General features: G+C 72.8%; 19 protein-coding genes. 9 read left to right on the forward strand and 10 right to left on the reverse strand.

What is annotated here, in order from left to right; genetic code table 11:
* Positions 1–138 precede the first annotated feature (138 nt).
* Genes AC4BG9_RS01310 through AC4BG9_RS01320 form a run of 3 tightly spaced genes read right to left on the reverse strand, consistent with a single transcriptional unit; the run spans position 139 to position 2458 of the window.
* Positions 139–1122, reverse strand: coding sequence for an adenylate/guanylate cyclase domain-containing protein (locus tag AC4BG9_RS01310; protein ID WP_490569276.1), 984 nt, complete (start codon positions 1120–1122; stop codon positions 139–141).
* A gap of 16 nt (positions 1123–1138) precedes the next feature.
* Entirely contained in the window at positions 1139–1657 is a 519-nt protein-coding gene (locus tag AC4BG9_RS01315; RefSeq protein WP_490569277.1) for a PH domain-containing protein, read from the reverse strand.
* Between the two features lie 12 nt (positions 1658–1669).
* Positions 1670–2458 carry a biotin--[acetyl-CoA-carboxylase] ligase gene (locus AC4BG9_RS01320; protein ID WP_490569278.1) on the reverse strand — a complete coding sequence of 263 codons (789 nt, stop codon included), beginning with the start codon at positions 2456–2458 and terminating at the stop codon, positions 1670–1672.
* A 69-nt stretch (positions 2459–2527) separates the two neighbouring features.
* Between AC4BG9_RS01320 and AC4BG9_RS01325 the strand changes: the two genes are divergently transcribed.
* The 3 genes from AC4BG9_RS01325 to AC4BG9_RS01335 are packed head-to-tail and all read left to right on the forward strand — an operon-like array spanning position 2528 to position 5026.
* Positions 2528–4135, forward strand: coding sequence for an acyl-CoA carboxylase subunit beta (locus tag AC4BG9_RS01325; protein WP_490569279.1), 1608 nt, complete (start codon positions 2528–2530; stop codon positions 4133–4135).
* Entirely contained in the window at positions 4135–4386 is a 252-nt protein-coding gene (locus AC4BG9_RS01330) for an acyl-CoA carboxylase subunit epsilon (protein ID WP_490569280.1), read from the forward strand. Before AC4BG9_RS01325 ends, AC4BG9_RS01330 begins: the two co-directional genes overlap by 1 nt.
* 4 nt (positions 4387–4390) lie before the next feature.
* The gene (locus AC4BG9_RS01335) at positions 4391–5026 is read left to right on the forward strand and encodes a Maf family protein (protein WP_490569281.1); all 636 of its coding nucleotides are present in this window, start codon (positions 4391–4393) and stop codon (positions 5024–5026) included.
* On the opposite strand, the gene AC4BG9_RS01340 is transcribed toward AC4BG9_RS01335, so the two are convergent.
* Entirely contained in the window at positions 5015–5509 is a 495-nt protein-coding gene (locus tag AC4BG9_RS01340) for a GtrA family protein (protein WP_490569282.1), read from the reverse strand. The two genes, AC4BG9_RS01335 and AC4BG9_RS01340, sit on opposite strands and share 12 nt — an antisense overlap.
* A 31-nt stretch (positions 5510–5540) precedes the next feature.
* The gene (locus tag AC4BG9_RS01345) at positions 5541–6737 is read right to left on the reverse strand and encodes an acyl-CoA dehydrogenase family protein (protein WP_490569283.1); all 1197 of its coding nucleotides are present in this window, start codon (positions 6735–6737) and stop codon (positions 5541–5543) included.
* A gap of 173 nt (positions 6738–6910) precedes the next feature.
* Between AC4BG9_RS01345 and AC4BG9_RS01350 the strand changes: the two genes are divergently transcribed.
* Entirely contained in the window at positions 6911–8689 is a 1779-nt protein-coding gene (locus AC4BG9_RS01350) for an acetyl/propionyl/methylcrotonyl-CoA carboxylase subunit alpha (protein WP_490569284.1), read from the forward strand.
* 45 nt (positions 8690–8734) lie between these two features.
* On the opposite strand, the gene AC4BG9_RS01355 is transcribed toward AC4BG9_RS01350, so the two are convergent.
* On the reverse strand, positions 8735–10003 hold the full coding sequence (locus AC4BG9_RS01355) for a SpoIID/LytB domain-containing protein (RefSeq protein ID WP_490569285.1): 1269 nt from the start codon (positions 10001–10003) through the stop codon (positions 8735–8737).
* Between the two features lie 223 nt (positions 10004–10226).
* Here AC4BG9_RS01355 and AC4BG9_RS01360 point away from each other — a divergent pair, with 223 nt between their 5' ends.
* Complete coding sequence (locus AC4BG9_RS01360; protein ID WP_490569286.1) at positions 10227–13604, forward strand: pyruvate carboxylase; 3378 nt, start codon at positions 10227–10229, stop codon at positions 13602–13604.
* 24 nt (positions 13605–13628) lie between these two features.
* Here the strand turns inward: AC4BG9_RS01360 and arfB are convergent, their stop codons facing one another.
* Complete coding sequence (arfB, locus tag AC4BG9_RS01365; RefSeq protein WP_490569287.1) at positions 13629–14039, reverse strand: alternative ribosome rescue aminoacyl-tRNA hydrolase ArfB; 411 nt, start codon at positions 14037–14039, stop codon at positions 13629–13631.
* 69 nt (positions 14040–14108) lie between these two features.
* On the opposite strand from arfB, the gene serA reads away from it, so the two are divergent.
* On the forward strand, positions 14109–15299 hold the full coding sequence (serA, locus tag AC4BG9_RS01370; RefSeq protein ID WP_490569288.1) for a phosphoglycerate dehydrogenase: 1191 nt from the start codon (positions 14109–14111) through the stop codon (positions 15297–15299).
* Between the two features lie 108 nt (positions 15300–15407).
* Here the strand turns inward: serA and AC4BG9_RS01375 are convergent, their stop codons facing one another.
* Entirely contained in the window at positions 15408–16820 is a 1413-nt protein-coding gene (locus AC4BG9_RS01375) for an NAD(P)H-quinone dehydrogenase (RefSeq protein ID WP_490569289.1), read from the reverse strand.
* Between the two features lie 4 nt (positions 16821–16824).
* Positions 16825–18231 (reverse strand): dihydrolipoyl dehydrogenase, encoded by a 1407-nt coding sequence (gene lpdA / locus AC4BG9_RS01380; RefSeq protein ID WP_490569290.1) that lies wholly within the window; start codon positions 18229–18231, stop codon positions 16825–16827.
* 66 nt (positions 18232–18297) lie between these two features.
* Here lpdA and AC4BG9_RS01385 point away from each other — a divergent pair, with 66 nt between their 5' ends.
* Positions 18298–18750 (forward strand): gamma-glutamylcyclotransferase family protein, encoded by a 453-nt coding sequence (locus tag AC4BG9_RS01385; protein ID WP_490569291.1) that lies wholly within the window; start codon positions 18298–18300, stop codon positions 18748–18750.
* A gap of 11 nt (positions 18751–18761) precedes the next feature.
* On the opposite strand, the gene AC4BG9_RS01390 is transcribed toward AC4BG9_RS01385, so the two are convergent.
* Entirely contained in the window at positions 18762–19832 is a 1071-nt protein-coding gene (locus tag AC4BG9_RS01390) for an FUSC family protein (RefSeq protein ID WP_490569292.1), read from the reverse strand.
* A gap of 96 nt (positions 19833–19928) precedes the next feature.
* Here AC4BG9_RS01390 and AC4BG9_RS01395 point away from each other — a divergent pair, with 96 nt between their 5' ends.
* Both AC4BG9_RS01395 and AC4BG9_RS01400 read left to right on the forward strand, forming a co-directional pair.
* Positions 19929–20729, forward strand: a complete 801-nt coding sequence (locus AC4BG9_RS01395) for a purine-nucleoside phosphorylase (RefSeq protein ID WP_490569293.1) — start codon at positions 19929–19931, stop codon at positions 20727–20729.
* Entirely contained in the window at positions 20729–21526 is a 798-nt protein-coding gene (locus AC4BG9_RS01400) for an NAD-dependent epimerase/dehydratase family protein (RefSeq protein WP_490569294.1), read from the forward strand. The genes AC4BG9_RS01395 and AC4BG9_RS01400 overlap by 1 nt, the downstream gene beginning before the upstream one ends.
* Positions 21527–21558 lie beyond the last annotated feature (32 nt).

The following is a 21558-nucleotide window of genomic DNA, read 5'->3' on the forward strand; positions in this document are numbered from 1 at the left end:
ACCGGCGCGCGTGACCCGCCGGGCGACGGGGTCTAGGCAGACGTCCTGCACCACGATCACCTCCTGACCGTAGGAAATCCCGGCCCGATCCGCTGGGGATTCGACCAGCTGGTTCCCGGTGGTCCAGACCAGTCGGGATCAGCGGCGGCGGACCGCGAGGGGCTCCACCACGCCGAAGCCGCGCACCGGGCGGGCCGGCAGCCGGCGGGTCTCGAACTCCGAGTCCGGCAGCAGCTCCGCGGTCGCGGCGTCGACGATGATCCGGTTGCGCCGGGCCACCGCGGTCATCCGGGAGGCGAGGTTGACCGGGGGCCCGAAGACGTCGCCCATCCGGGTGACCACCGAGCCGGAGGCCAGGCCGAGCCGCACGTCGGGCATCCGCGGGTCGCGCCCGATCACCGCGATGATCCCCTCGGCGATCTCGAAGGCGCTCACGGCGGTGTCGGTGACGAAGAGGACCGAGTCGCCGATCGACTTGATCACCCGACCCCCCGCGTTGGAGACCACGTCGTGGCAGCGGGCCTCGAAGATCTCCACCAGGTCGCCGATCCGGGTCTGGGTGAGCTTGTTGGAGAGCGCCGTGAAGTGGACGATGTCGGCGAAGCCGACGGTGACGTGGGTCGTGTGCAGGTCCTCGTCGCCGGCCCCGATCGCCTCCATCCGGGAGACGGCGGCGGCCAGGTGGCGCCGCCAGGCGTAGATGATCAGGTCCTCGAAGGCCGGGTTGACCTCGTCGACCAGCCTCATCGCCGAGCCCATCCGGGAGCCGGTGGCGTCCTCCCCCTGCTCGAGCTCCTCGACCCGGCCGGCGAGGGTGGCCACCTCCCAGTCGGCCAGCTTGGACATGGTCTGCCCCAGGGCCCGGGTCAGCGCCACCGCCATGTCGAAGCCGAGGGTCCCGCTGTCGACGGTGGAGAAGAGACGGGAGACGGCCTCGACGTCGGAGCGGGTGAAGATCGCCTCGCCCACCGCCTCGGGGAAGCCGAGCGCCCGCCACAGGCGTCTGACCTGGTCGAGGGTGACGCCGGCCTCGGCGGCCACCTCGACGGCGGTGAACTCCGGGGCACGGCCGAGGATGGTCTCCTCCAGCCGCTCCCGGCTGGGACGCTGTGGGTCGCTCATCTGCGGCTCCTCCGCCTCAGGCACCGTCGTCACGGCGGTCGGAGAGCCGGTGCAGCTCCTCGGCGACCTGGAGCTGGATCTCCTCCACCCGCGGGACGTCGTGCACGTCGACCCGTCCCTGCGCGCTGGCGTCGCTGACGATCAGGGTGCCGCACCCGAAGATCCGGTCGATCACGCCGATCTCGAAGTCCACCCCGCTGATCCGGTTGAGGGGGATGGTCCGCCCCTCCTTGGCGATGATGCCGCTGCGCTTGATGAAGCGACGGTTGGTGAAGGTGTAGGTGGTGGTCAGCCAACGCAGCAGCGGCAGCAGGGTGAGCCAGCCGAACAGCAGCACCGCGGCGACACCTCCGGCGACCCCCAGCACGGTCGCCACGGTGTCGTTGGCCAGGTCGTTGACCAGGCCGCCCAGCACCACCACCGCCGCGACCAGCACGACCACCGCCAGGACGGGCCCGATGAGGGCCTTGGGGTGGGTCCGGGTCGAGACGACGACGCGCTCGCCGTCGTTCAGGAGCTTGCTGGGAAATGCCATGGCGCGATCATGTCATCCGACGGCTCGGACGTGGACGACATCGCCGGCACTCACCGTCCAGGTCCCGTCGCCGCTGCTGACCACCAGCGCACCGGAGGCGTCGAGGTCCAGCGCCTCCCCCCGTACCACCTCGCCACCGGGCAGGTGCACGTCGACGGTGCGCCCCAGCGTCGCGCACACGTCGGCGTAGGCGGGTCGCAGGGCGGCGGTCTCGGCGAGCAGCGGCTCCAGGGCGTGCAGCGACAGCACCACCTGGACGAGCAGGTCGGAGCGGTCGAAGGTCTCTCCCAGCTCGGCGCAGAGCGAGGTGGCGGTCTCCACCGGGAGCTCGGCGGCGGTCTGGTTGACGTTGATCCCGACCCCCACCACCGCGGCGGGCCCGGTGGGCGTCTCGATCCGCTCCACCAGGATGCCGGCGATCTTGCGCTCCGCGACCAGCACGTCGTTGGGCCACTTGAGCGCCACGTCGGGGAGCCGGTCGGCCAGCGACGCCTGCACGGCGTACCCGGTCAGCAGCGGCACCCACGGCCAGGACTGCGGTCCGATCTCGGGACGCAGCAGCACCGAGAACGTGAGCGCCACCCGGGGCGGGGTGTGCCAGACCCGGTCGAGCCGGCCCCGGCCGGCGCTCTGGTGCTCGGTGACCACGACCAGCCCGGCGGCCTCCCCGGCCCGGGCGCGGTCGGCCACCAAGGCGTTCGTCGAGGGCGTCTCGGCGACCACCTCGACCCGCAGCGGCGGCGGCAGAGCGAGGAAGCGGTCGGGATCGAGTGCTGGGCGCGGTGCGGGTCGCTCGGACATGAGGACTACATTGACCCACACCGCCTGAGAGCACACCCCCCGACCCAGCACAGCCGAGGAGACCTACCGGTGAGCGCCGAAGCAACCAACACCCCCGAGATCGACATCCACACCACGGCGGGCAAGCTGGCCGATCTCGACCGACGGATCGACGAGGCCGTCCACTCCGGGTCGGCGAAGGCCATCGAGAAGCAGCACGCCAAGGGCCGCCAGACCGCCCGCGAGCGCATCGAGATGCTCTTCGACGAGGGCTCGTTCGTCGAGATCGACGAGCTGGCGCGCCACCGCTCCACCGCCTTCGGCCTGGAGAAGACCCGTCCCTACGGCGACGGCGTGGTCACCGGCTACGGCACCATCGACGGCCGCCAGGTCTGCGTCTTCTCCCAGGACTTCACCGTCTTCGGCGGCTCGCTGGGCGAGGTCTACGGCGAGAAGATCACCAAGATCATGGACCTCGCCATCAAGACCGGCAGCCCGATCATCGGCATCAACGAGGGTGCCGGGGCGCGGATCCAGGAGGGCGTGGTCTCGCTCGGCCTCTACGGCGAGATCTTCAAGCGCAACGTGCACGCCTCCGGGGTCATCCCGCAGATCTCGCTCATCATGGGCAACTGCGCCGGCGGCCACGTCTACTCCCCCGCGGTCACCGACTTCACCATCATGGTCGACAAGACCTCGGCCATGTTCATCACCGGCCCGGACGTGATCAAGACCGTCACCGGCGAGGACGTCTCGATGGAGGAGCTGGGCGGCGCCCGGACCCACAACACCAAGTCCGGCAACGCCCACTACATGGCCTCCGACGAGGCCGACGCCCTGGACTACGTCAAGGCGCTGCTCTCCTACCTGCCGCAGAACAACATGGACGAGGCCCCGGTCCACGACGACCCGGCCGACCTCGAGGTCAACGACACCGACCGGGCGCTGGACACCCTGATCCCGGACTCCCCCAACCAGCCCTACGACATGCACGACGTGCTCACCGCCGTGCTCGACGACGAGGAGTTCCTGGAGGTCCAGGAGCTCTTCGCGCCCAACATCATCGTCGGCTTCGGCCGCGTCGAGGGCCGCCCCGTCGGGGTGGTCGCCAACCAGCCGATGCAGTTCGCCGGCACCCTGGACATCGACGCCTCCGAGAAGGCCGCCCGCTTCGTGCGGTTCTGCGACGCCTTCAACCTGCCGGTGCTGACCTTCGTCGACGTGCCCGGCTTCCTGCCCGGCACCGACCAGGAGTGGGACGGCATCATCCGCCGCGGCGCCAAGCTGATCTACGCCTACGCCGAGGCGACGGTCCCGCTGGTCACCACCATCACCCGCAAGGCCTACGGCGGCGCCTACGACGTGATGGGCTCCAAGCACCTCGGAGCCGACATGAACATCGCCTGGCCCACCGCCCAGATCGCGGTGATGGGGGCCCAGGGCGCGGCCAACATCGTCCACCGCAAGACCCTGAAGAAGATCGAGGACGAGGGCGGCGACGTCGAGGCCAAGCGGGCCGAGCTGATCGACGAGTACGAGACCACCCTGGCCAACCCCTACGTCGCCGCCGAGCGCGGCTACATCGACGCGGTGATCCCGCCGCACGAGACCCGGATCGAGATCGTCCGGGCGCTGCGGCTCCTGCGCTCCAAGCGGGAGACCCTGCCGGCCAAGAAGCACGGGAACATCCCGCTCTGATGGCCGACCCGACCCCCGACGTGACCCCCGACCAGGACGCCACCCCGGCACCGGCCGCCCCGGTGCTGCGGGTGGTCAACCCCGACGCCACGCCCGAGGAGGTGGCGGCGCTGGTCGCCGTCCTCTCCGCCATGGGCGGCGTGCCCGTGGCCGCCCGCGAGCGGCCGCAGTGGTCGGCGCCGGCCCGGCTGGTGCGGCGCACCCTGCCGCACGGCCCCGGGGGCTGGCGCAGCAGCGGCCTGCCCCGCTGAGCCGGTGAGCTCCCCCACCGTTCCGGCCGCCGGGCCGGCGAGGGCGCTGGTGCTGGGCTCGGCCTCGCCGGCCCGGCTGGACACGCTGCGCCGGGCCGGCATCGAGCCCACCGTGGTCGTCTCCGGCGTCGACGAGGACCAGGTCACCGGGCTCCCGCCGGCCGAGCTGGCCCTGCGCCTGGCCTCGCTGAAGTGCGCGGCGGTGCTGGGTCGGCCCGAGGTGCCCGCCGGGGCGCTGGTGCTCGGGTGCGACTCGGTGCTGGAGCTCGACGGGCGCGCCCTGGGCAAGCCGGGCACCGCGCCCGAGGCCACCGCCCGGTGGCGGGAGATGCGCGGGCGCAGCGGGGTGCTGCACACCGGCCACAGCCTGGCCGACACGGCGACCGGGCGCACCGCCGAGGCGACCGCCAGCACCACGGTGCACTTCGCGGACGTCAGCGACGAGGAGATCGCGGCCTACGTCGCCACCGGCGAGCCGCTCCAGGTGGCGGGCGCCTTCACCGTGGACGGCCTCGGCGGAGCCTTCGTCGCCGGCATCGAGGGCGACCACCACAACGTGGTGGGGGTCAGCCTGCCCCTGCTGCGCGACCTGGCGGCCCGGCTGGGCGTCGCCTGGCCCGCCCTGTGGTCAGGTCTCTGAGACCTGCTCCGGGGCGCTCACCCTCGCCTGGTCGGTGACCGTGAAGCTGCGCGGGAAGACGTACTGGCGCAGCAGCGCGAAGCGCACCAGGGTGCCGGCGAAGAGGCCGAGCACGTTGGCGGCGATGTTGTCCGAGACGGGGTCGTCGAGACCCAGCAGGTTGCGGCTGATCATCAGGAAGCCCATTGGGATGAGCATCGTGACCAGGTTGATCACCACGAAGGCGGTCCGGCCGCCGTCGCCGTGCCGGGTGCTGCGGTTGCGGAAGGCCCAGTCGCGGGTGCCCCGGAAGCTCACCAGCATCCCGACCACGTTGGCCAGGAAGTAGGCGAGCTGGGGCTGGTCGTTGAGCGGCGCCTCGGAGCCGGTGGTGAACCCGTGCACCAGGCCGTTGAAGATCACCAGGGCCACGGTGGTGGCGACCGCCCCCACCACGAGGAACCTCGTGGCGTCGGCGGCGACCCGCCTCTTCCCGCGTGGCATGGGAGACAGGCTAACCCGCGGGCGCCCGGGCTCACTCCACCGGGAGGCCGAGTCCGCGGGCGATCAGCATCCGCTGCACCTCCGAGGTGCCCTCGCCGATCTCCAGGACCTTGGCGTCGCGGTAGAGACGCGCCACCGGGTACTCCTCCATGAAGCCGTAGCCGCCGAAGACCTGAGTGGCGATCCGGGTGGCGCTGACCGCCGACTCGGTGGAGTAGAGCTTGGCCACCGCCGCCGCCTGCTTGAACTGCGCCGTGGTCACCGCGGCGCCCGCGTCCATCGCGTCCTTCATCGCCGCCGCGCGGTAGGTGAGCAGCCGGCTGGCGTCGAGCATCACCTGCAGGTCCGCGACCTGGAAGGCCAACCCCTGCTTGCGGCCGATCGGACCGCCGAAGGTCTGGCGCTCCCCGGCGTAGGCCAGGCTCAGGTCGAGGCAGGCCTGGATGCAGCCGACGGCGAGGGCGGCGATCGCCACCCGGCCGTCGTCGAGGGTGGCCAGGAACTGGGCGTAGCCGCGGCCCCGCTCGCCCAGCAGGTTGGCCTCGGGGACCCGGGCGTCCTCGAAGGAGAGGGGGTGGGTGTCGGAGGCGTGCCAGCCGAGCTTGTCGTAGCCCTTCTCCGCGGTGAAGCCCGGCGTCCCGGCCGGCACCATGATCGTGGAGATCTCGGGGCGCCCGTCGGGGCGCTGTCCGGTCCGGGCGGTGACGGTGACCACGCTGGTGATCTCCGAGCCCGAGTTGGTGATGAACTGCTTGGCGCCGTTGACCACCCACTGGCCGTCGACCAGCTCGGCCCGCGTCCGGGTGGCCCCGGCGTCGGAGCCCGCGCCGGGCTCGGTGAGGCCGAACCCGGCCAGGCGCCGCCCGGCCACCAGGTCGGGGAGCCACTGCTCGCGCTGCTCGGCACTGCCGTAGGTGAGGATCGGGTTGATGCCCAGGCCGACGGCGGCCTCGAGGGTGATGCCCATCGACTGGTCGACCCGGCCGATCTCCTCGATCGCCAGGCAGAGGCTGGTGAAGCCGCCGTCCTCCCCCGCCATCCCGGCGCCGCCGAACTCCTCCGGCGCGGTGAGGCCCATCAGGCCCAGCTGCCCCATCTTCTGGACCACGTCCGTCGGGAAGTGGTGGTCGCGGTCCCACTGCGCGGCGTGCGGCGCGATCTCGGCCTCGGCGAAGTCGCGGACGCTGCGACGGAACTCTTCGTGCTCACGGGACAGTTCGAACGACATGCCCGCGATGCTACCGGCGAAGTTAACGTTTGTTAACCACCTCGGGGAGATCCGCTCCCCGCCCTCCCCGACCTCCGGCGTGTCCGTGGCACAGACCCCCACGGCCGCCGGGGGCGACGACAGGTAATCTGCGGGGGTCCCACCGCCCTCGTCATGTGTGTCAGGAGCCCGGAGTGAGCTTGAAGAAGGTCCTCATCGCCAACCGCGGCGAGATCGCCGTCCGTGTGATCCGCGCCTGCAAGGACGCCGGCATCGGCAGCGTGGCGGTCTACGCGGAGCCCGACCGCGACGCCCTCTTCGTGCGCCTCGCCGACGAGGCGCACTCCCTGGACGGCGCCACCCCGGCCGACTCCTACCTGGACATCGAGAAGATCGTCGCGGTGGCCAAGAAGTCCGGCGCCGACTCGGTCCACCCCGGCTACGGCTTCCTGGCCGAGAACGCCCAGTTCGCCCAGGCCGTCCTCGACGCCGGCCTGATCTGGATCGGCCCCTCCCCCGAGGCGATCGACGCGCTGGGTGACAAGGCCAAGGCCAAGCACATCGCGCAGAAGGCCAACGCGCCGCTCGCCCCCGGCACCAAGGACCCGGTCAAGGACGCCGACGAGGTCGTCGCCCTGGCCAAGGAGTACGGCCTGCCCGTCGCCATCAAGGCGGTCTACGGCGGTGGCGGCCGGGGTCTCAAGGTCGCCCGCACGCTCGAGGAGATCCCCGAGCTCTTCGAGTCGGCGGTCCGCGAGGCCGTCGGCGCCTTCGGCCGCGGCGAGTGCCTGGTCGAGAAGTTCCTCGACCGCCCCCGCCACGTCGAGACCCAGTGCCTGGCCGACCAGCACGGCAACGTGGTCGTCGTCTCGACCCGCGACTGCTCGCTGCAGCGTCGCCACCAGAAGGTCGTGGAGGAGGCCCCGGCCCCCTTCCTCACCGACGACCAGGTCAAGCGCCTCTACGAGTCGTCGAAGGCGATCCTCAAGGAGGCCGGCTACGTCGGCGCCGGGACGTGCGAGTTCCTGGTCGCGGCCGACGGCACCATCTCCTTCCTCGAGGTCAACACCCGCCTCCAGGTCGAGCACTGCGTCTCCGAGGAGGTCACCGGCATCGACCTGGTCCGTGAGATGTTCCGGATCGCCGCCGGCGAGGAGCTCGGCTACGACGACCCCGAGATCAAGGGCCACGCGATCGAGTTCCGGATCAACGCCGAGGACGCCGGCCGCAACTTCATGCCCGCCCCGGGGACCCTCACCGAGTGGGCGCCGCCGAGCGGCCCCGGCGTCCGCCTGGACTCCGGCTACGAGAAGGGCGAGACCATCCCGGGCGCTTTCGACTCGCTGATCGCCAAGCTCATCGTCTCCGGCCGCGACCGGACCGAGGCCATCGGCCGCTCCAAGCGCGCGCTGAGCGAGTTCCGCGTCGACGGCATGCCGACGATCATCCCGTTCTTCACCCGTGTTCTCGACGAGCCCGCCTACGTCGGGGCGTCCACCCCCTCCGGCGAGGGCTCGTTCGCCGTCTACACCACGTGGATCGAGACCGACTTCGTCAACGACATCGAGCCCTACGCCGGCGACAGCGCCGAGGCCGAGGAGGCCGGCGAGCGCCAGAAGGTGACCGTCGAGGTCGGCGGCCGCCGCCTCGAGGTCGTGCTGCCCGCCGGGCTGGCCGGGCTCGGCGGTGGCGCCGCGGCCGGGGCCGCCAAGAAGCCCAAGCGCAGCGGTGGCAAGAAGGCCGCCTCGGCCGCCTCGGGCGACTCCGTCGCCAGCCCGATGCAGGGCACCATCGTCAAGATCGCGGTCGAGGAGGGCCAGGAGGTCGCCGAGGGCGACGTCGTGGTGGTCATCGAGGCGATGAAGATGGAGCAGCCGCTCAAGGCCCACAAGGCGGGCACCGTCACCGGCCTGGCCGCCGAGGTTGGGGCGACCGTGACCAGCGGCGCGGTCATCTGCGAGCTGAAGGACTGACCCGGGCGGACCCCGCGGTCCGACCAGCCCAGCCGCCCGCGGTGCCTACCAGGCGCCGCGGGCGCTGCGTGTGGTGACCTCGAAGGTGAACCAGCTCGAGCGCAGGCCCAGCGCGCTGCGCACCTGGTCCCCGGTGACCTCGACCTGTCCGGCGCTGCCGACCAGCGTCATGGAGACCACCCGGCCACCCCACTCACCGTTGCCGTCGCGGCCGGTGACGGCGATCTGCTGCAGGTCGCCGATGCTCGGCCAGGCCTTCTCGATCCCTTCGTCGCCCAGCGTCACCTCCCACACGTGGTTGGGGTTCCCCGCCCAGCCGTCGTAGGGGTCCGCCTGGGCGGCCAGGTAGGGACGCGACCCCGCCGAGCTCCACCCTCCGTTGCTGGAGGCGAACTGGGTGAACGCCGGGGCCCCGTCGACGGTCAGCACCTGGCCTGCCGTGGCCTGGACCGCGGCGGTGGCCAAGGGGTGCTCGGCCGACTTCCCGCCGTACACCTGGCAGGCGGTGGTGTCGCAGATCTGGTAGTGCCGGGCGAGGGGCTCGGCCCGCTCGAAGGCCGCGTAGGTCCGGGCGGCCACCGACTGGGCGCGGACCGCCTCGGCGCTCCACGAGGCCGGGATCTCCAGCGGGACCACGCCCCGCAGGTAGTTCTCCAGCGAGACCACGTTGACGGTGTCGCGCTCCCGGCTGCCGGGTGTGGGGGTGGCGGCGCGGAGCTTGCCGCGGTAGGTCGTCGAGCCGCCGGGGGTGACCAGGGTCAGGCCGCCCGGAGCGGCGAGCTCGCCGTCGCCGGCCAGCACCTTCCACCGGCGCCAGGCGCCGCGGTCGCGCCACTCGACCACGGCCCGGTTGCGGGCGTTCGTGGTCAGCCGCCACTGGCGGGCCCGACCCTCCGGCAGGCGCCACCGCTGCTTGGACGCGAGGTCCTTGACGGTGATGCCGGGACGGGCGTCGACCACGACGTCGTCGGTGGTGTCGGCGGTGAGGTGCACCCGGACCTTGCCGTCGGCGGCGCCCCACTGGGTGCCGGGGTAGTAGAACTCGACGATCTGCTGGTAGGTCAGGCCGGCGCGAGCGGCTCCCTCGGCGCCGTACTGCGACATGCCGTGCCCGTGCCCGTAGCCGCGCCCGATGATCCGCACCGACGAGGAGCCCAGGACCGACCAGGACTCGGTGGCGGCCACCGGAGGGGCCGGTGCGGGGTCGTCTGCGCCGGCGCCGGAGGCGAGCGGCACCAGGACCAGGGCGGCCGCGAGCGCGACGGCTCGGGCGGCGCACTTGCGGCGCGGAGCAGGACGCGGGCCAGGACGCATGAGGCGGGTACACCTTCTCGGGATCCGGGACCCGGGGGCCCCTGTGACAGCAGTGAACTCGCAGGGAAACACACCGCTGGTCGGGGCACAAACGGAACTCGGGAACTACCGCGCTGTAGTTCCCCGGCAGCGTCCTGGCTCCTCCTGCTTCCCGGCGGGGACCATGCTCGACACCCGGACCCGGGGCCATACGCGGGGCCCCGGGTCCGGGTACCGTCCTGACATGTTCAACAAGGTGCTGGTGGCCAATCGCGGCGAGATCGCGATCCGCGCCTTCCGGGCGGCCCACGAGGTCGGCGCCCGGACGGTGGCGGTCTTCCCCTACGAGGACCGATGGTCCGAGCACCGGCTGCGCGCCGACGAGGCCTACGAGATCGGCGAGCGCGGCCACCCGGTCCGGGCCTACCTCGACCCGCACGCCATCGTCGAGGCGGCGCTGAGGTCCGGCGCCGACGCGGTCTACCCGGGCTACGGCTTCCTGTCCGAGAACCCGCAGCTGGCCGAGGCCTGCGCCGACGCCGGGCTCACCTTCGTCGGCCCGACCGCCGAGGTGCTCACCCTCACCGGCAACAAGTCCCGCGCGATCGCGGCCGCTCGGGCCGCCGGCGTGCCCACCCTGTCCGGCACCACCCCGTCGGCCGACGTCGAGGAGCTCCTGGCCGCCGCCGAGTCGATCCCCTACCCGCTGTTCGTCAAGGCGGTGGCCGGCGGCGGGGGCCGGGGCATGCGCCGGGTCGACGACCCCGCGCAGCTGCGCGCGGCGATCGAGGCCTGCATGCGCGAGGCCGAGGGCGCCTTCGGGGACGGCACCGTCTTCGTGGAGCAGGCCGTGGTCGACCCCCGCCACATCGAGGTCCAGGTCCTCGCCGACGGCGAGGGCGGCGTGATGCACCTCTTCGAGCGCGACTGCTCGGTGCAGCGCCGGCACCAGAAGGTCGTCGAGATCGCGCCCGCGCCCCACCTCGACCCCGCGGTGCGCGAGCGGATGTGCGCCGACGCCGTCCGCTTCGCCCGCGACATCGGCTACCGCAACGCCGGCACCGTGGAGTTCCTGCTCAACCCCGACGGCGACTACGTCTTCATCGAGATGAACCCCCGCATCCAGGTCGAGCACACGGTGACCGAGGAGGTCACCGACGTCGACCTGGTCCAGTCCCAGCTGCGGATCGCGGCCGGCGCGACCCTGGTCGACCTCGGCCTCAGCCAGGAGACCCTGGTCCTGCGCGGCGCCGCGCTGCAGTGCCGGATCACCACCGAGGACCCGGCCAACGACTTCCGCCCCGACACCGGCAAGATCACCACCTACCGCTCCCCCGGCGGGGCGGGGGTGCGCCTGGACGGCGGCACCACCTACACCGGCGCCGAGGTCAGCGCCCACTTCGACTCCCTGCTGGCCAAGCTCACCTGCCGCGGCCGGACCCACGAGCTGGCGGTGCAGAAGGCGCGGCGGGCGCTCGCGGAGTTCCGGATCCGCGGCGTGACCACCAACCTCGCCTTCCTCGAGGCGGTGCTGGCCGACCCCGACTTCGCCGCCGGGCGGGTGACCACCTCCTTCATCGAGGACCACCCCCACCTGCTGGCCACCAAGGCCGACCCCGACCTGGGCACCGCACTCCTCGCCCACCTGGCCGACGTGACCGTCAACCAGCCCTACGGCCCCTCCCCGATCGAGATCGACCCCGCGGCCAAGCTGCCCCCGGTCGACCTGAGCGTCCCGGCTCCCGACGGCACCCGCCAGCGGCTGCTCGCCGTGGGCCCCGAGGCGTTCGCCGCCGAGCTGCGGGCCGCCACCTCGGTGGCGGTCACCGACACCACCTTCCGCGACGCCCACCAGTCCCTGCTCGCCACGCGGGTCCGGACCCGCGACCTGGTCCAGGTCGCCGGCCACGTCGCCCGGCTCACCCCCTCGCTGTGGTCGGTCGAGGCGTGGGGCGGGGCCACCTACGACGTGGCCCTGCGCTTCCTGGGCGAGGACCCCTGGGAGCGGCTGGCCGCGATGCGCCAGGCGCTGCCCAACGTGTGCCTCCAGATGCTGCTGCGCGGCCGCAACACGGTGGGCTACACGCCGTACCCGACCGAGGTCACCGACGCCTTCGTCGCCGAGGCGGCCCGCACGGGTCTCGACGTCTTCCGCATCTTCGACGCGCTCAACGACGTCGAGCAGATGCGGCCCGCGATCGACGCCGTCCGGGCCACCGGCACCACCGTGGCCGAGGTGGCGCTCTGCTACACCGGGGACCTCTCCTCCCCCGGCGAGCGGCTCTACACCCTCGACTACTACCTGCGGCTGGCGGAGCGGATCGTGGAGGCCGGCGCCCACGTGCTGGCGATCAAGGACATGGCCGGGCTGCTGCGCGCGCCGGCGGCCCGGACGCTGGTGACCGCGCTCCGCGAGCGCTTCGACCTCCCGGTGCACCTGCACACCCACGACACCCCCGGAGGGCAGCTGGGGACCCTGCTGGCCGCCATCGACGCCGGGGTGGACGCCGTGGACGCCGCTGCGGCCCCGATGGCCGGCACCACCTCCCAGCCGCCCCTCTCGGCCCTCGTCTCGGCGACCGACCACTCCGAGCGGGAGACCGGTCTCTCCCTGGAGGCGGTGTGCAGCCTCGAGCCCTACTGGGAGGCCACCCGCCGGCTCTACGCGCCCTTCGAGTCGGGGCTGCCCTCGCCGACCGGCCGGGTCTACACCCACGAGATCCCCGGCGGCCAGCTCTCCAACCTGCGCCAGCAGGCCATCGCGCTCGGTCTCGGCGAGAAGTTCGAGCAGATCGAGGACATGTACGCCGCCGCCAACGACATCCTGGGCAACGTGGTCAAGGTGACCCCCTCCTCCAAGGTGGTCGGCGACCTGGCCCTGCACCTGGTGGCCGTGGGGGCCGACGCGGCCGAGTTCGCCGAGGACCCGGGCCGGTTCGACATCCCCGACTCGGTGATCGGCTTCCTGCACGGCGAGCTCGGCGATCCTCCCGGCGGCTGGCCCGAGCCGTTCCGCACCAAGGCGCTGGCGGGGCGCAGCTGGCGCCGGCCCGACGAGACGCTCAGCGACGAGCAGCGCGCCAGCCTGGCCGAGCACCCCCGCGAGACCCTCAACGAGCTGCTGTTCCCGGGCCCCACCGCCGACTTCCGCAAGGCCCGGACCGTCTCCGGCGACCTGTCGGTGCTGCCCACCCGCGGCTGGCTCTACGGGCTCGAGCAGGGCGAGGAGCTCCAGGTCGACCTCGGCCAGGGCAAGCAGGTCCTCTTCGGCCTCCAGGCCATCGGCGACCCCGACGAGCGCGGCTACCGGACCGTGATGGCCACCCTGCACGGCCAGCTGCGCCCGGTCAGCGTCCGCGACCGCAGCGTCTCCTCCGACGTCGCGGCCACCGAGAAGGCCGACCCCGCCCAGCCCGGCCAGGTGGCGGCGCCGTTCCAGGGCGCGGTCACCGTGCTGGTCTCCGAGGGCGACCAGGTCGCCGCGGGCGACACGGTGGCCACCATCGAGGCGATGAAGATGGAGGCGGCGATCACCGCGCCCTCCGCGGGCCGGGTGGCGCGGGTGGCCGTCGGCGGGACCCGCCAGGTCGAGGGCGGCGACCTGCTGCTCGTGCTGGAGTGAGACCGCGGGGCCCGGGCGGCCGCCTCACTCCCAGGAGCCCCGCCGGCCCTGCTTGACGTCGCCGCGGCGCTTCTTGGCCGTCAGCCGGCGCTCCACCGACCCGCGGGTGGGCCGGGTGCGTCGCCGGGGCCGGGGCGGCTCGACCGCCTCGGTCACCAGCTCGACCAGCCGCGCCCTCGCCGCCTCCCGGTTGCGGTGCTGTGAGCGGTACTGCGAGGAGGCCACGGTCAGCGTCCCGTCGACCAGCCGGCCGCGCAGCCGCTGCGCGGCGAGCTCCTTCTGCACCGGCGTGAGGGCGCTGGTCGCGGTCAGCGACCACATCAGCTCCGCCCGGGTGTCGCTGGTGTTGACGTGCTGACCGCCCGGGCCCGACGACCGGGAGAACCGCCACGTCAGCTCGCTGTCGTCGATGACGACCCGTCCCGGGCGACCCATGGGCCCAGTATGCGTCCCAGACCGGAGCACCCGGCAGGGACGGTCCCCCGCATTGCATAGTGTGGCCACATGAAGGCCTTGCTCCTGGAGAACATCCACCCCCGCGCCGTCGAGGCGCTCGAGCGCCGCGGCCTCGAGGTCGAGCTGCTGCCCGGCTCCCTCACCGAGTCCGAGCTCGTCCGGGCCCTCGACGGCGTCTCGCTGCTCGGCATCCGCTCCAACACCAAGGTCGGCGCCGCCGTCCTCGACGCGGCTCCCGACCTGATCGCGATCGGCTGCTTCTGCATCGGCACCAACCAGGTCGACCTGGCCGCGGCGGCCCAGCGAGGCGTCGCGGTCTTCAACGCCCCCTACTCCAACACCCGCAGCGTCGTCGAGCTGGTGATCGGCGAGATCATCGCGCTCGCCCGCCGCCTGCCGGAGAAGATCCAGCGGATGCACGACGGCGTCTGGGACAAGTCGGCCCGCGGCAGCCACGAGGTGCGCGGGCGCACCCTCGGCATCGTCGGCTACGGCAACATCGGCACGCAGCTCTCCAACCTCGCCGAGGCGCTGGGGCTGCGCGTGGTCTTCTTCGACACCGCCGACCGCCCCGCCCACGGCAACGCCCAGCGGATGCACACCCTGGAGGAGCTGCTCGCCGTCGCCGACGTCGTCAGCCTCCACATCGACGGCCGGCCCGGCAACGAGGGGTTCTTCGGCGCCCGCCAGTTCGCCGCGATGAAGCCACGCTCGCTCTTCATCAACGCCTCGCGCGGCATGGTCGTCGACGACCTCGCGCTGCGCGACCACCTGCTCTCCGGCCACATCGCCGGCGCCGCCCTCGACGTCTTCCCGGTCGAGCCCAAGGCGCAGGGCGACAAGTTCGAGTCGGTGCTGCGCGGCCTCGACAACGTCATCCTCACCCCGCACGTCGGCGGCTCCACCCAGGAGGCGCAGGAGGAGATCGGCTGGTTCGTGGCCGGCAAGCTGCTCGGCTTCGCCTTCGAGGGCAGCACCTCCCTCTCGGTCAACCTGCCCCAGGTGCAGCCGCCGCAGCACGACGGCCACCGGATCGGCATCCTGCACCACAACGTGCCCGGGGTGCTGGCCGGCTTCAACACGCTGCTGGCCGCCGAGGGCGACAACATCACCGGCCAGCAGCTCGCCACCCACGGGGCCCTGGGCTACGTGGTCACCGACGCCGCCGACGCCCTCTCCCCGGCGTCGCTGGAGGAGCTGCGCAGCTCCGAGCACACCGTGTGGGTCCGCACCTGGTGAACCCCCGCAGCGGGTCCGCCCGGGTCGGACCCGCGTCCGCCCGGGTGCGACCCGCGTCCGTCCGGGTCGGACCCGCGTCCGCCCGGGTCGGACCCGCGTCCGTCCGGGTCAGACCCGGTGCAGCCGCCGGGCGGCCTCCGCGAGCGACCCGCTCATGGAGGGATAGACGGTGAAGGCCTGGGCGAGCTGGTCGGCGGTCAGCGACTCGCTCACCGCGAGGGAGACGGCGTGGATCAGCTCGCTGGCGCGGGGGCCGACCACCACCCCGCCCACCACGATGCCCGTGCCGGGACGGCAGAAGAGCTTGACGAAGCCGTCCTTGACGCCCTGCATCTTGGCGCGCGCGTTGCCCGCCAGCGGCAGGGTCACCACCTCGGCGTCGATCTCGCCGTTGTCCACGGCCTGCTGCGACCAGCCGACGGTCGCGATCTCGGGCGCGGTGAAGACGTTGGAGGAGACCTTCTTCAGGTCCAGCGGGGCCACCGCGTCGCCGAGGAAGTGCCACATGGCGATCCGGCCCTGCATAGCCGCGACCGAGGCGAGCATCAGCACGCCGGTGCAGTCCCCGGCGGCGTAGACGCCGCGGGCGGCGGTCCGCGAGACCCGGTCGACCCGGATGAAGCCGCCCTCGTCGAGCCGCACCCCCGCCTCCTCCAGGCCGAGCCCGGCGGTCTTGGGGACCGAGCCGAGCGCCAGCACGCAGTGGGAGGCCTCGACGGTGCGGCCGTCGGTGAGGGTGACGGTGACCTTGTCGCCCTCCCGGGTGACCGACTCCATCCGGGACTTGGAGAGCACGTTCATGCCGCGGCGCACCGCCACCTCCTCCAGCACCGCGGAGGCGTCCGCGTCCTCGCCGGGCAGCACCCGGTCGCGGGAGGAGACCAGGGTGACGGGGATGCCCAGGGCGAGGTAGGCGGAGGCGAACTCGGCCCCGGTCACCCCGGACCCGACCACGACCAGGCTCTCGGGGACCTCGGTGAGGTCGTAGACCTGCTCCCAGGTCAGGATCCGCTCACCGTCGGGCTGGGCGCTCGGGAGCGTGCGCGGCGCCGCGCCGGTGGCGACCAGGATCGCGTCGGTGTCGATCGTCTCGGTCCCGCCGTCGGCGAGGTCGACGACCACCTGCTGCGGGCCGGCCAGCCGGCCGTGGCCGCGCACCACCCGGACGCCGTCGCGCTCGAGGCGTCGCTGGATGTCCGCCGACTGCTCGGCGGCCAGCGCCTTGACCCGGGCGTTGACCCGGCCCAGGTCGACGACCACCCGCGCCGCGGAGTCGCCCTCGAGGTCGGTGAGGCTCACCCCGAGCTCTGATGCGGTGGTCAGCTCGGTCATCACCTCGGCGGTGGCGATCAGCGTCTTGGACGGCACGCAGTCGGTGAGCACCGCGGAGCCGCCGATCCCGTCGCTGTCCACCACGGTGACCGTGGCACCCAGCTGGGCGGCGACGTGGGCGGCCTCGTAGCCGCCGGGGCCTCCCCCGATGATGACGACCCGGTCGGTGGACGGGTTTCGGGTGGCCATGACGTCAGAAGTTGATCATGTGGCCGGCGATGCCGTGGACGGCTTCCTTGACCGCCTCGGACAGCGTCGGGTGGGCGAAGACGTTGCGGGAGACCTCGTCGGCGGTGAGGTCCCACTGCTGGGCCAGGGTGAGCACCGGCAGCAGCTCGGTGACGTCCGGCCCGATCATGTGGGCGCCGAGGATCTCGTTGTACTTCGCGTCGGCGACCACCTTGACGAAGCCGGCGGTCTCGCCGAGCCCGGCGGCCTTGCCGTTGGCGCTGAAGGGGAAGGTCGCCGTCTTGACGTCGTAGCCCTTCTCCTTGGCCTGCTCCTCGGAGAGGCCGAAGGAGCCGATCTGCGGCTGGCAGTAGGTGGCCCGCGGGATCATGTCGAAGTCGATCTCCATGGTCTCGGCGCCGGCGATCGTCTCGGCCGCCACGATCCCCATCGCCTCGGCCACGTGGGCGAGCATCATCTTGCCCGTCACGTCGCCGATCGCGTAGACGTGCTCGACGTTGGTCCGGCCGCGCTCGTCGACCGCGATCGCGCCGCGGTCGGTGGTCTTCACCCCGATGGCGTCGAGGCCGTAGCCCTCGAGCCGGGGGGCGAAGCCGAAGGCGGCGAGCATCTTGTCGGCCTCGATGACCTGGGAGTCGCCACCGGCCGCGGGGCTGACGGTGACGCGCACGCCGTCGCCGGTGTCCTCGACGTTCTCGACCTTGGTGGAGAGCATGACCTTGACGCCGAGCTTCTTGTAGTGCTTGAGGAGCTCCTTGGAGACGTCGGCGTCCTCGGTGGGCACCATCCGGTCCAGGAACTCCACGATGGTGACGTCGACGCCGAAGTTCTTCATCACGTAGGCGAACTCGACGCCGATCGCGCCCGACCCACCGATGATGATCGAGCTCGGCAGCTCCTCGTCGAGGATCTGCTCCTCGTAGGTCACGACGTTCTTGCTGACCTCCATCCCGGGCAGCATCCGCACGGTGGCGCCGGTGGCGATGATCAGGTCGTCGAAGGTCAGCTGGCGGGTGGAGTCGTCGTTCGTCGCGACGTCCATCGAGGACGGCGAGGTCAGGGTGCCCCACCCGTCGATCTCGGTGATCTTGTTCTTCTTCATCAGGAAGTGGACGCCCTTGACGATCCCGGCGCTCACCTGGCGGGAGCGCTTGTGGGTCGGGCCGAACGACATCGTCGCGTCGCCCTCGATGCCGTACTTGGCCTTCTCGTGGGTCAGCGTGTGGGCCAGCTCGGCGTTCTTGAGCAGCGCCTTGGAGGGGATGCAGCCGACGTTGAGGCACACCCCGCCCCAGTACTGCTTCTCCACCACCGCCACGGACTTGCCGAGCTGGGCGGCGCGGATGGCGGCGACGTACCCACCGGGGCCGGCACCGAGGACAACGACGTCGAAGTGTGCGGAGTCAGTCACGGCCACAGCCTAGGCCGCGGCCGGTGGCCGGCATAACCCACCTCCGTTGCGCGATAGCCTGCACCCGTGACGCTGTACGCCGCCTACGGCACCAACCTGGATCCCGGCCGGATGGGTGAGCGCTGCCCGCACTCCCCGTTGCGGGGCACGGGCTGGCTCACCGGCTGGCGCCTCACCTTCGGCGGGGAGGAGCACGGCTGGGACGGCGCCCTGCCCACGATCGTCCAGGATCCGGCCGAGCAGGTCTTCGTCGCCGTCTACGACATCGGCGGCGAGGACGAGGTCGCCCTCGACGGCTGGGAGTCGGCCGACACCGGTCTCTACCGCAAGACCCGGGTGCGGGTGGCCACCCTCAACGGCGAGGTCACCGCCTGGGCCTACGTGCTCGACGCCTACGAGGGCGGTCTGCCGAGCGCCTCCTACCTCGGGGTCCTGGCCGCCGCCGCGGAGGCCGCCGCCGCCCCCGACGACTACGTCGCGGCCCTGCGGGCGCGGGCCTGCCGCTCCACCGGCCTCTGAGCCGTCGCCCCTCAGAAGTCGAGGCGGACGTCGAGCTCGTCGCGGCTCATCCCGGTGGCGAAGAGCACGTCGGCGGCCAGGGAGCGCACCTGCGAGGCCACCGCGGCGCGGTTGAGGGTCATGTGGTCGGTCAGCGAGGCCACCGCCAGCCGTACCGACTCCACCAGGTGGTCCCTCGCCTCGCGCACCTCCGCGGCGTCCGGCGCCTCCTCCAGGCCCGACTCGAAGATCCGCACCCCCCGGGTCAGCGCCTCCACGGAGGCCGCCATCAGGCCGGAGCTCTCCTCCCCCAGCCGCAGCATCGAGGCCACCCGCCGGGCCAGCACCCGGGCGTCACGGACCGCGTTGTCGATGTCGGCCAGCACCGCCGCGAAGCGGGCGACCTCGGAGCGCTGCCGCCACCGCATCGGCGAGATGGTCGCGACCTCCGAGACGTGGGTGGCCGTGGTCTGGGCCGTCTCGACGCGACCCTGCATCCCACGAGCCAGCGCCAGCGCCTCCTCCGCCAGCGCCGCGTCGCCGGCGCGCATCGCCCGGGCCAGCACCTCCAGCACCTGCTCCAGCTCGGCCAGCAGGGGGTGCACCTCCTCGGTGAGGTCGCGCACCGCGTTGCGCGGCACGATCAGCACCATCGCCAGGCCGCAGAGCCCGCCCACCAGGGCGTCCAGGAAGCGGGTCACGGCGGGGTTCTGCGCGCCCGCCGCCGGCAGCACCGCCGCGAGCAGGGCCGCGGAGTTGGCCGCCTGGGTGCGGGCCACGCCCGTGAGCCCGGCGAAGATCGCCAGCGCCGAGCTGGAGACGACGACCAGCGCGATCTGCCACACCCCCCGCCCGATGGCCAGGATGAGCATCTCCCCGACCAGCACCCCCACGGCCACCCCCAGCACCAGCTCGACCAGGGTGCGCTGGCGCAGGCCGCCCCCCGCGACCAGCACGATCACCGCCGCGACGGGGGCGAAGAACGCCTGCTGGTGACCCAGCACCTGGGTGGAGATGGCGAACGCCGCAGCCGTGGCGCCGCCCAGCCGCACCAGCTGGCGCCAGCGCGAGGCCACCGCGTGCAGGCGCTCGCCCAGGGTCATGGGCGCCCGGTCCTGCGCGGGGCAGCGTCGGCCATGACCACACACTCCCACCGACGCGAGTGGCTGGACCAGTAGGTGGCTGCCTAGGATCGACGGGTGACCGAGACCGACCCCACTGCCCTGGCCTCAGCGGCCGCCGCGACGCTGCGTGAGCTCACCGGCGTCGACTCCCACGACGTGGCCCTGGTGCTCGGCTCCGGCTGGCTGCCGGCCGTCGACGCCCTCGGGCCGGCGACCGCGGAGATCTCCACCACCGACCTCCCCGGCTTCCACGCCGCCGGGGTGGCGGGCCACTCCGGCAAGATCCGCAGCATCCGGGTCGGCGACTCCGACGTGCTGGTCTTCCTCTCCCGCACCCACTTCTACGAGGGCAAGGGTGTGCGGGCCGTCGTACACCCGGTGCGCACCGCGGCCGCCGCGGGCTGCCGGGCCATCGTGCTGACCAACGGGTGCGGCGGCCTGCGCGACACCTGGGCCCCCGGGACGCCGGTGCTGATCAGCGACCACATCAACCTCACCGCCACCTCGCCCATCGAGGGCGCCCACTTCGTCGACCTCACCGACCTCTACTCCAGCCGGCTGCGGGCCCTGTGCCGCGAGGTCGACCCCAGCCTCGACGAGGGCGTCTACGTGCAGTTCCCCGGCCCCCACTACGAGACGCCCGCCGAGATCCGCATGGTGCGCGCCATCGGCGGCGACCTGGTCGGGATGAGCACCACCCTGGAGGCCATCGCCGCCCGCCAGGCCGGCATGGAGGTGCTCGGCATCAGCCTGGTCACCAACGCCGCGGCCGGCATCTCCGGCGACCCCCTCAACCACGAGGAGGTCCTCGAGGCCGGCCGGTCGGCCGCGACCCGGATGGGCGCCCTGCTCGGCGACCTGGTCCCGCGGATCTGATGCGGGTCCTGGTCACCGGCGCCGCCGGCTCCATCGGCCGGGTCGTGCTGCCCGGGCTCGCCGCGGCCGGGCACGAGGTCGTCGGGTTCGACCTGGTCCCCACGCCCGAGGGCGTCGACGTCGCCTGGCACACCGGGGACTGCACCGACCCCGACGCCGTGGACGCCGTCTTCGCCGCCGAGTCCCTCGACGCCGTGGTCCACCTCGCCGGCCACCCCGACGAGCTCGACCTGCCCGGGTCGCTCTCGTCCCACGTGGTCACCACCGCGGCGCTCCTCGACGCCTGCGTCGCCCACCGGGTGGACCGCTTCGTCTACGCCTCGAGCAACCACGCCGTCGGGCGGACCCCCCGCACCGACTGCGTGGGCGTCGACGCCCGGCCCCGACCCGACACCTTCTACGGCGTCGGCAAGGTGGCCGCCGAGGCGGTGATGAGCCTGTACGCCGACCGCTACGGCCTGGACGCGGTGGCCTGCCGCATCGGCTCGTTCCTGCCGCGGCCCACCACCGCCCGCCACCTGGCGACCTGGCTCTCCCACGGCGACTGCGTGCGGATGGTCGAGGCCGCCCTGACCACCCGGGCCCCCGGCTTCGCGGTGCTCTACGGCATCTCGGCGAACGCCGACGCCTGGTGGGACCTCGAGCCCGGGCGGGCCCTGGGCTACGAGCCGCAGGACGACGCCTCGTCGTACGCCGACGAGATCGCGCCGCGCCCCGAGGACCCCGCCGAGGCCGCGCACGTCGGGGGCCCCTTCGCCGGCGAGGAGTTCTGGCGCCCGGCACTCCCCCGCCCCTGATCCCCTGGCGCCCCCGGTGCGGGGGCGCCAAG

The organism is Nocardioides sp. Z40_12 (assembly GCF_058215795.1).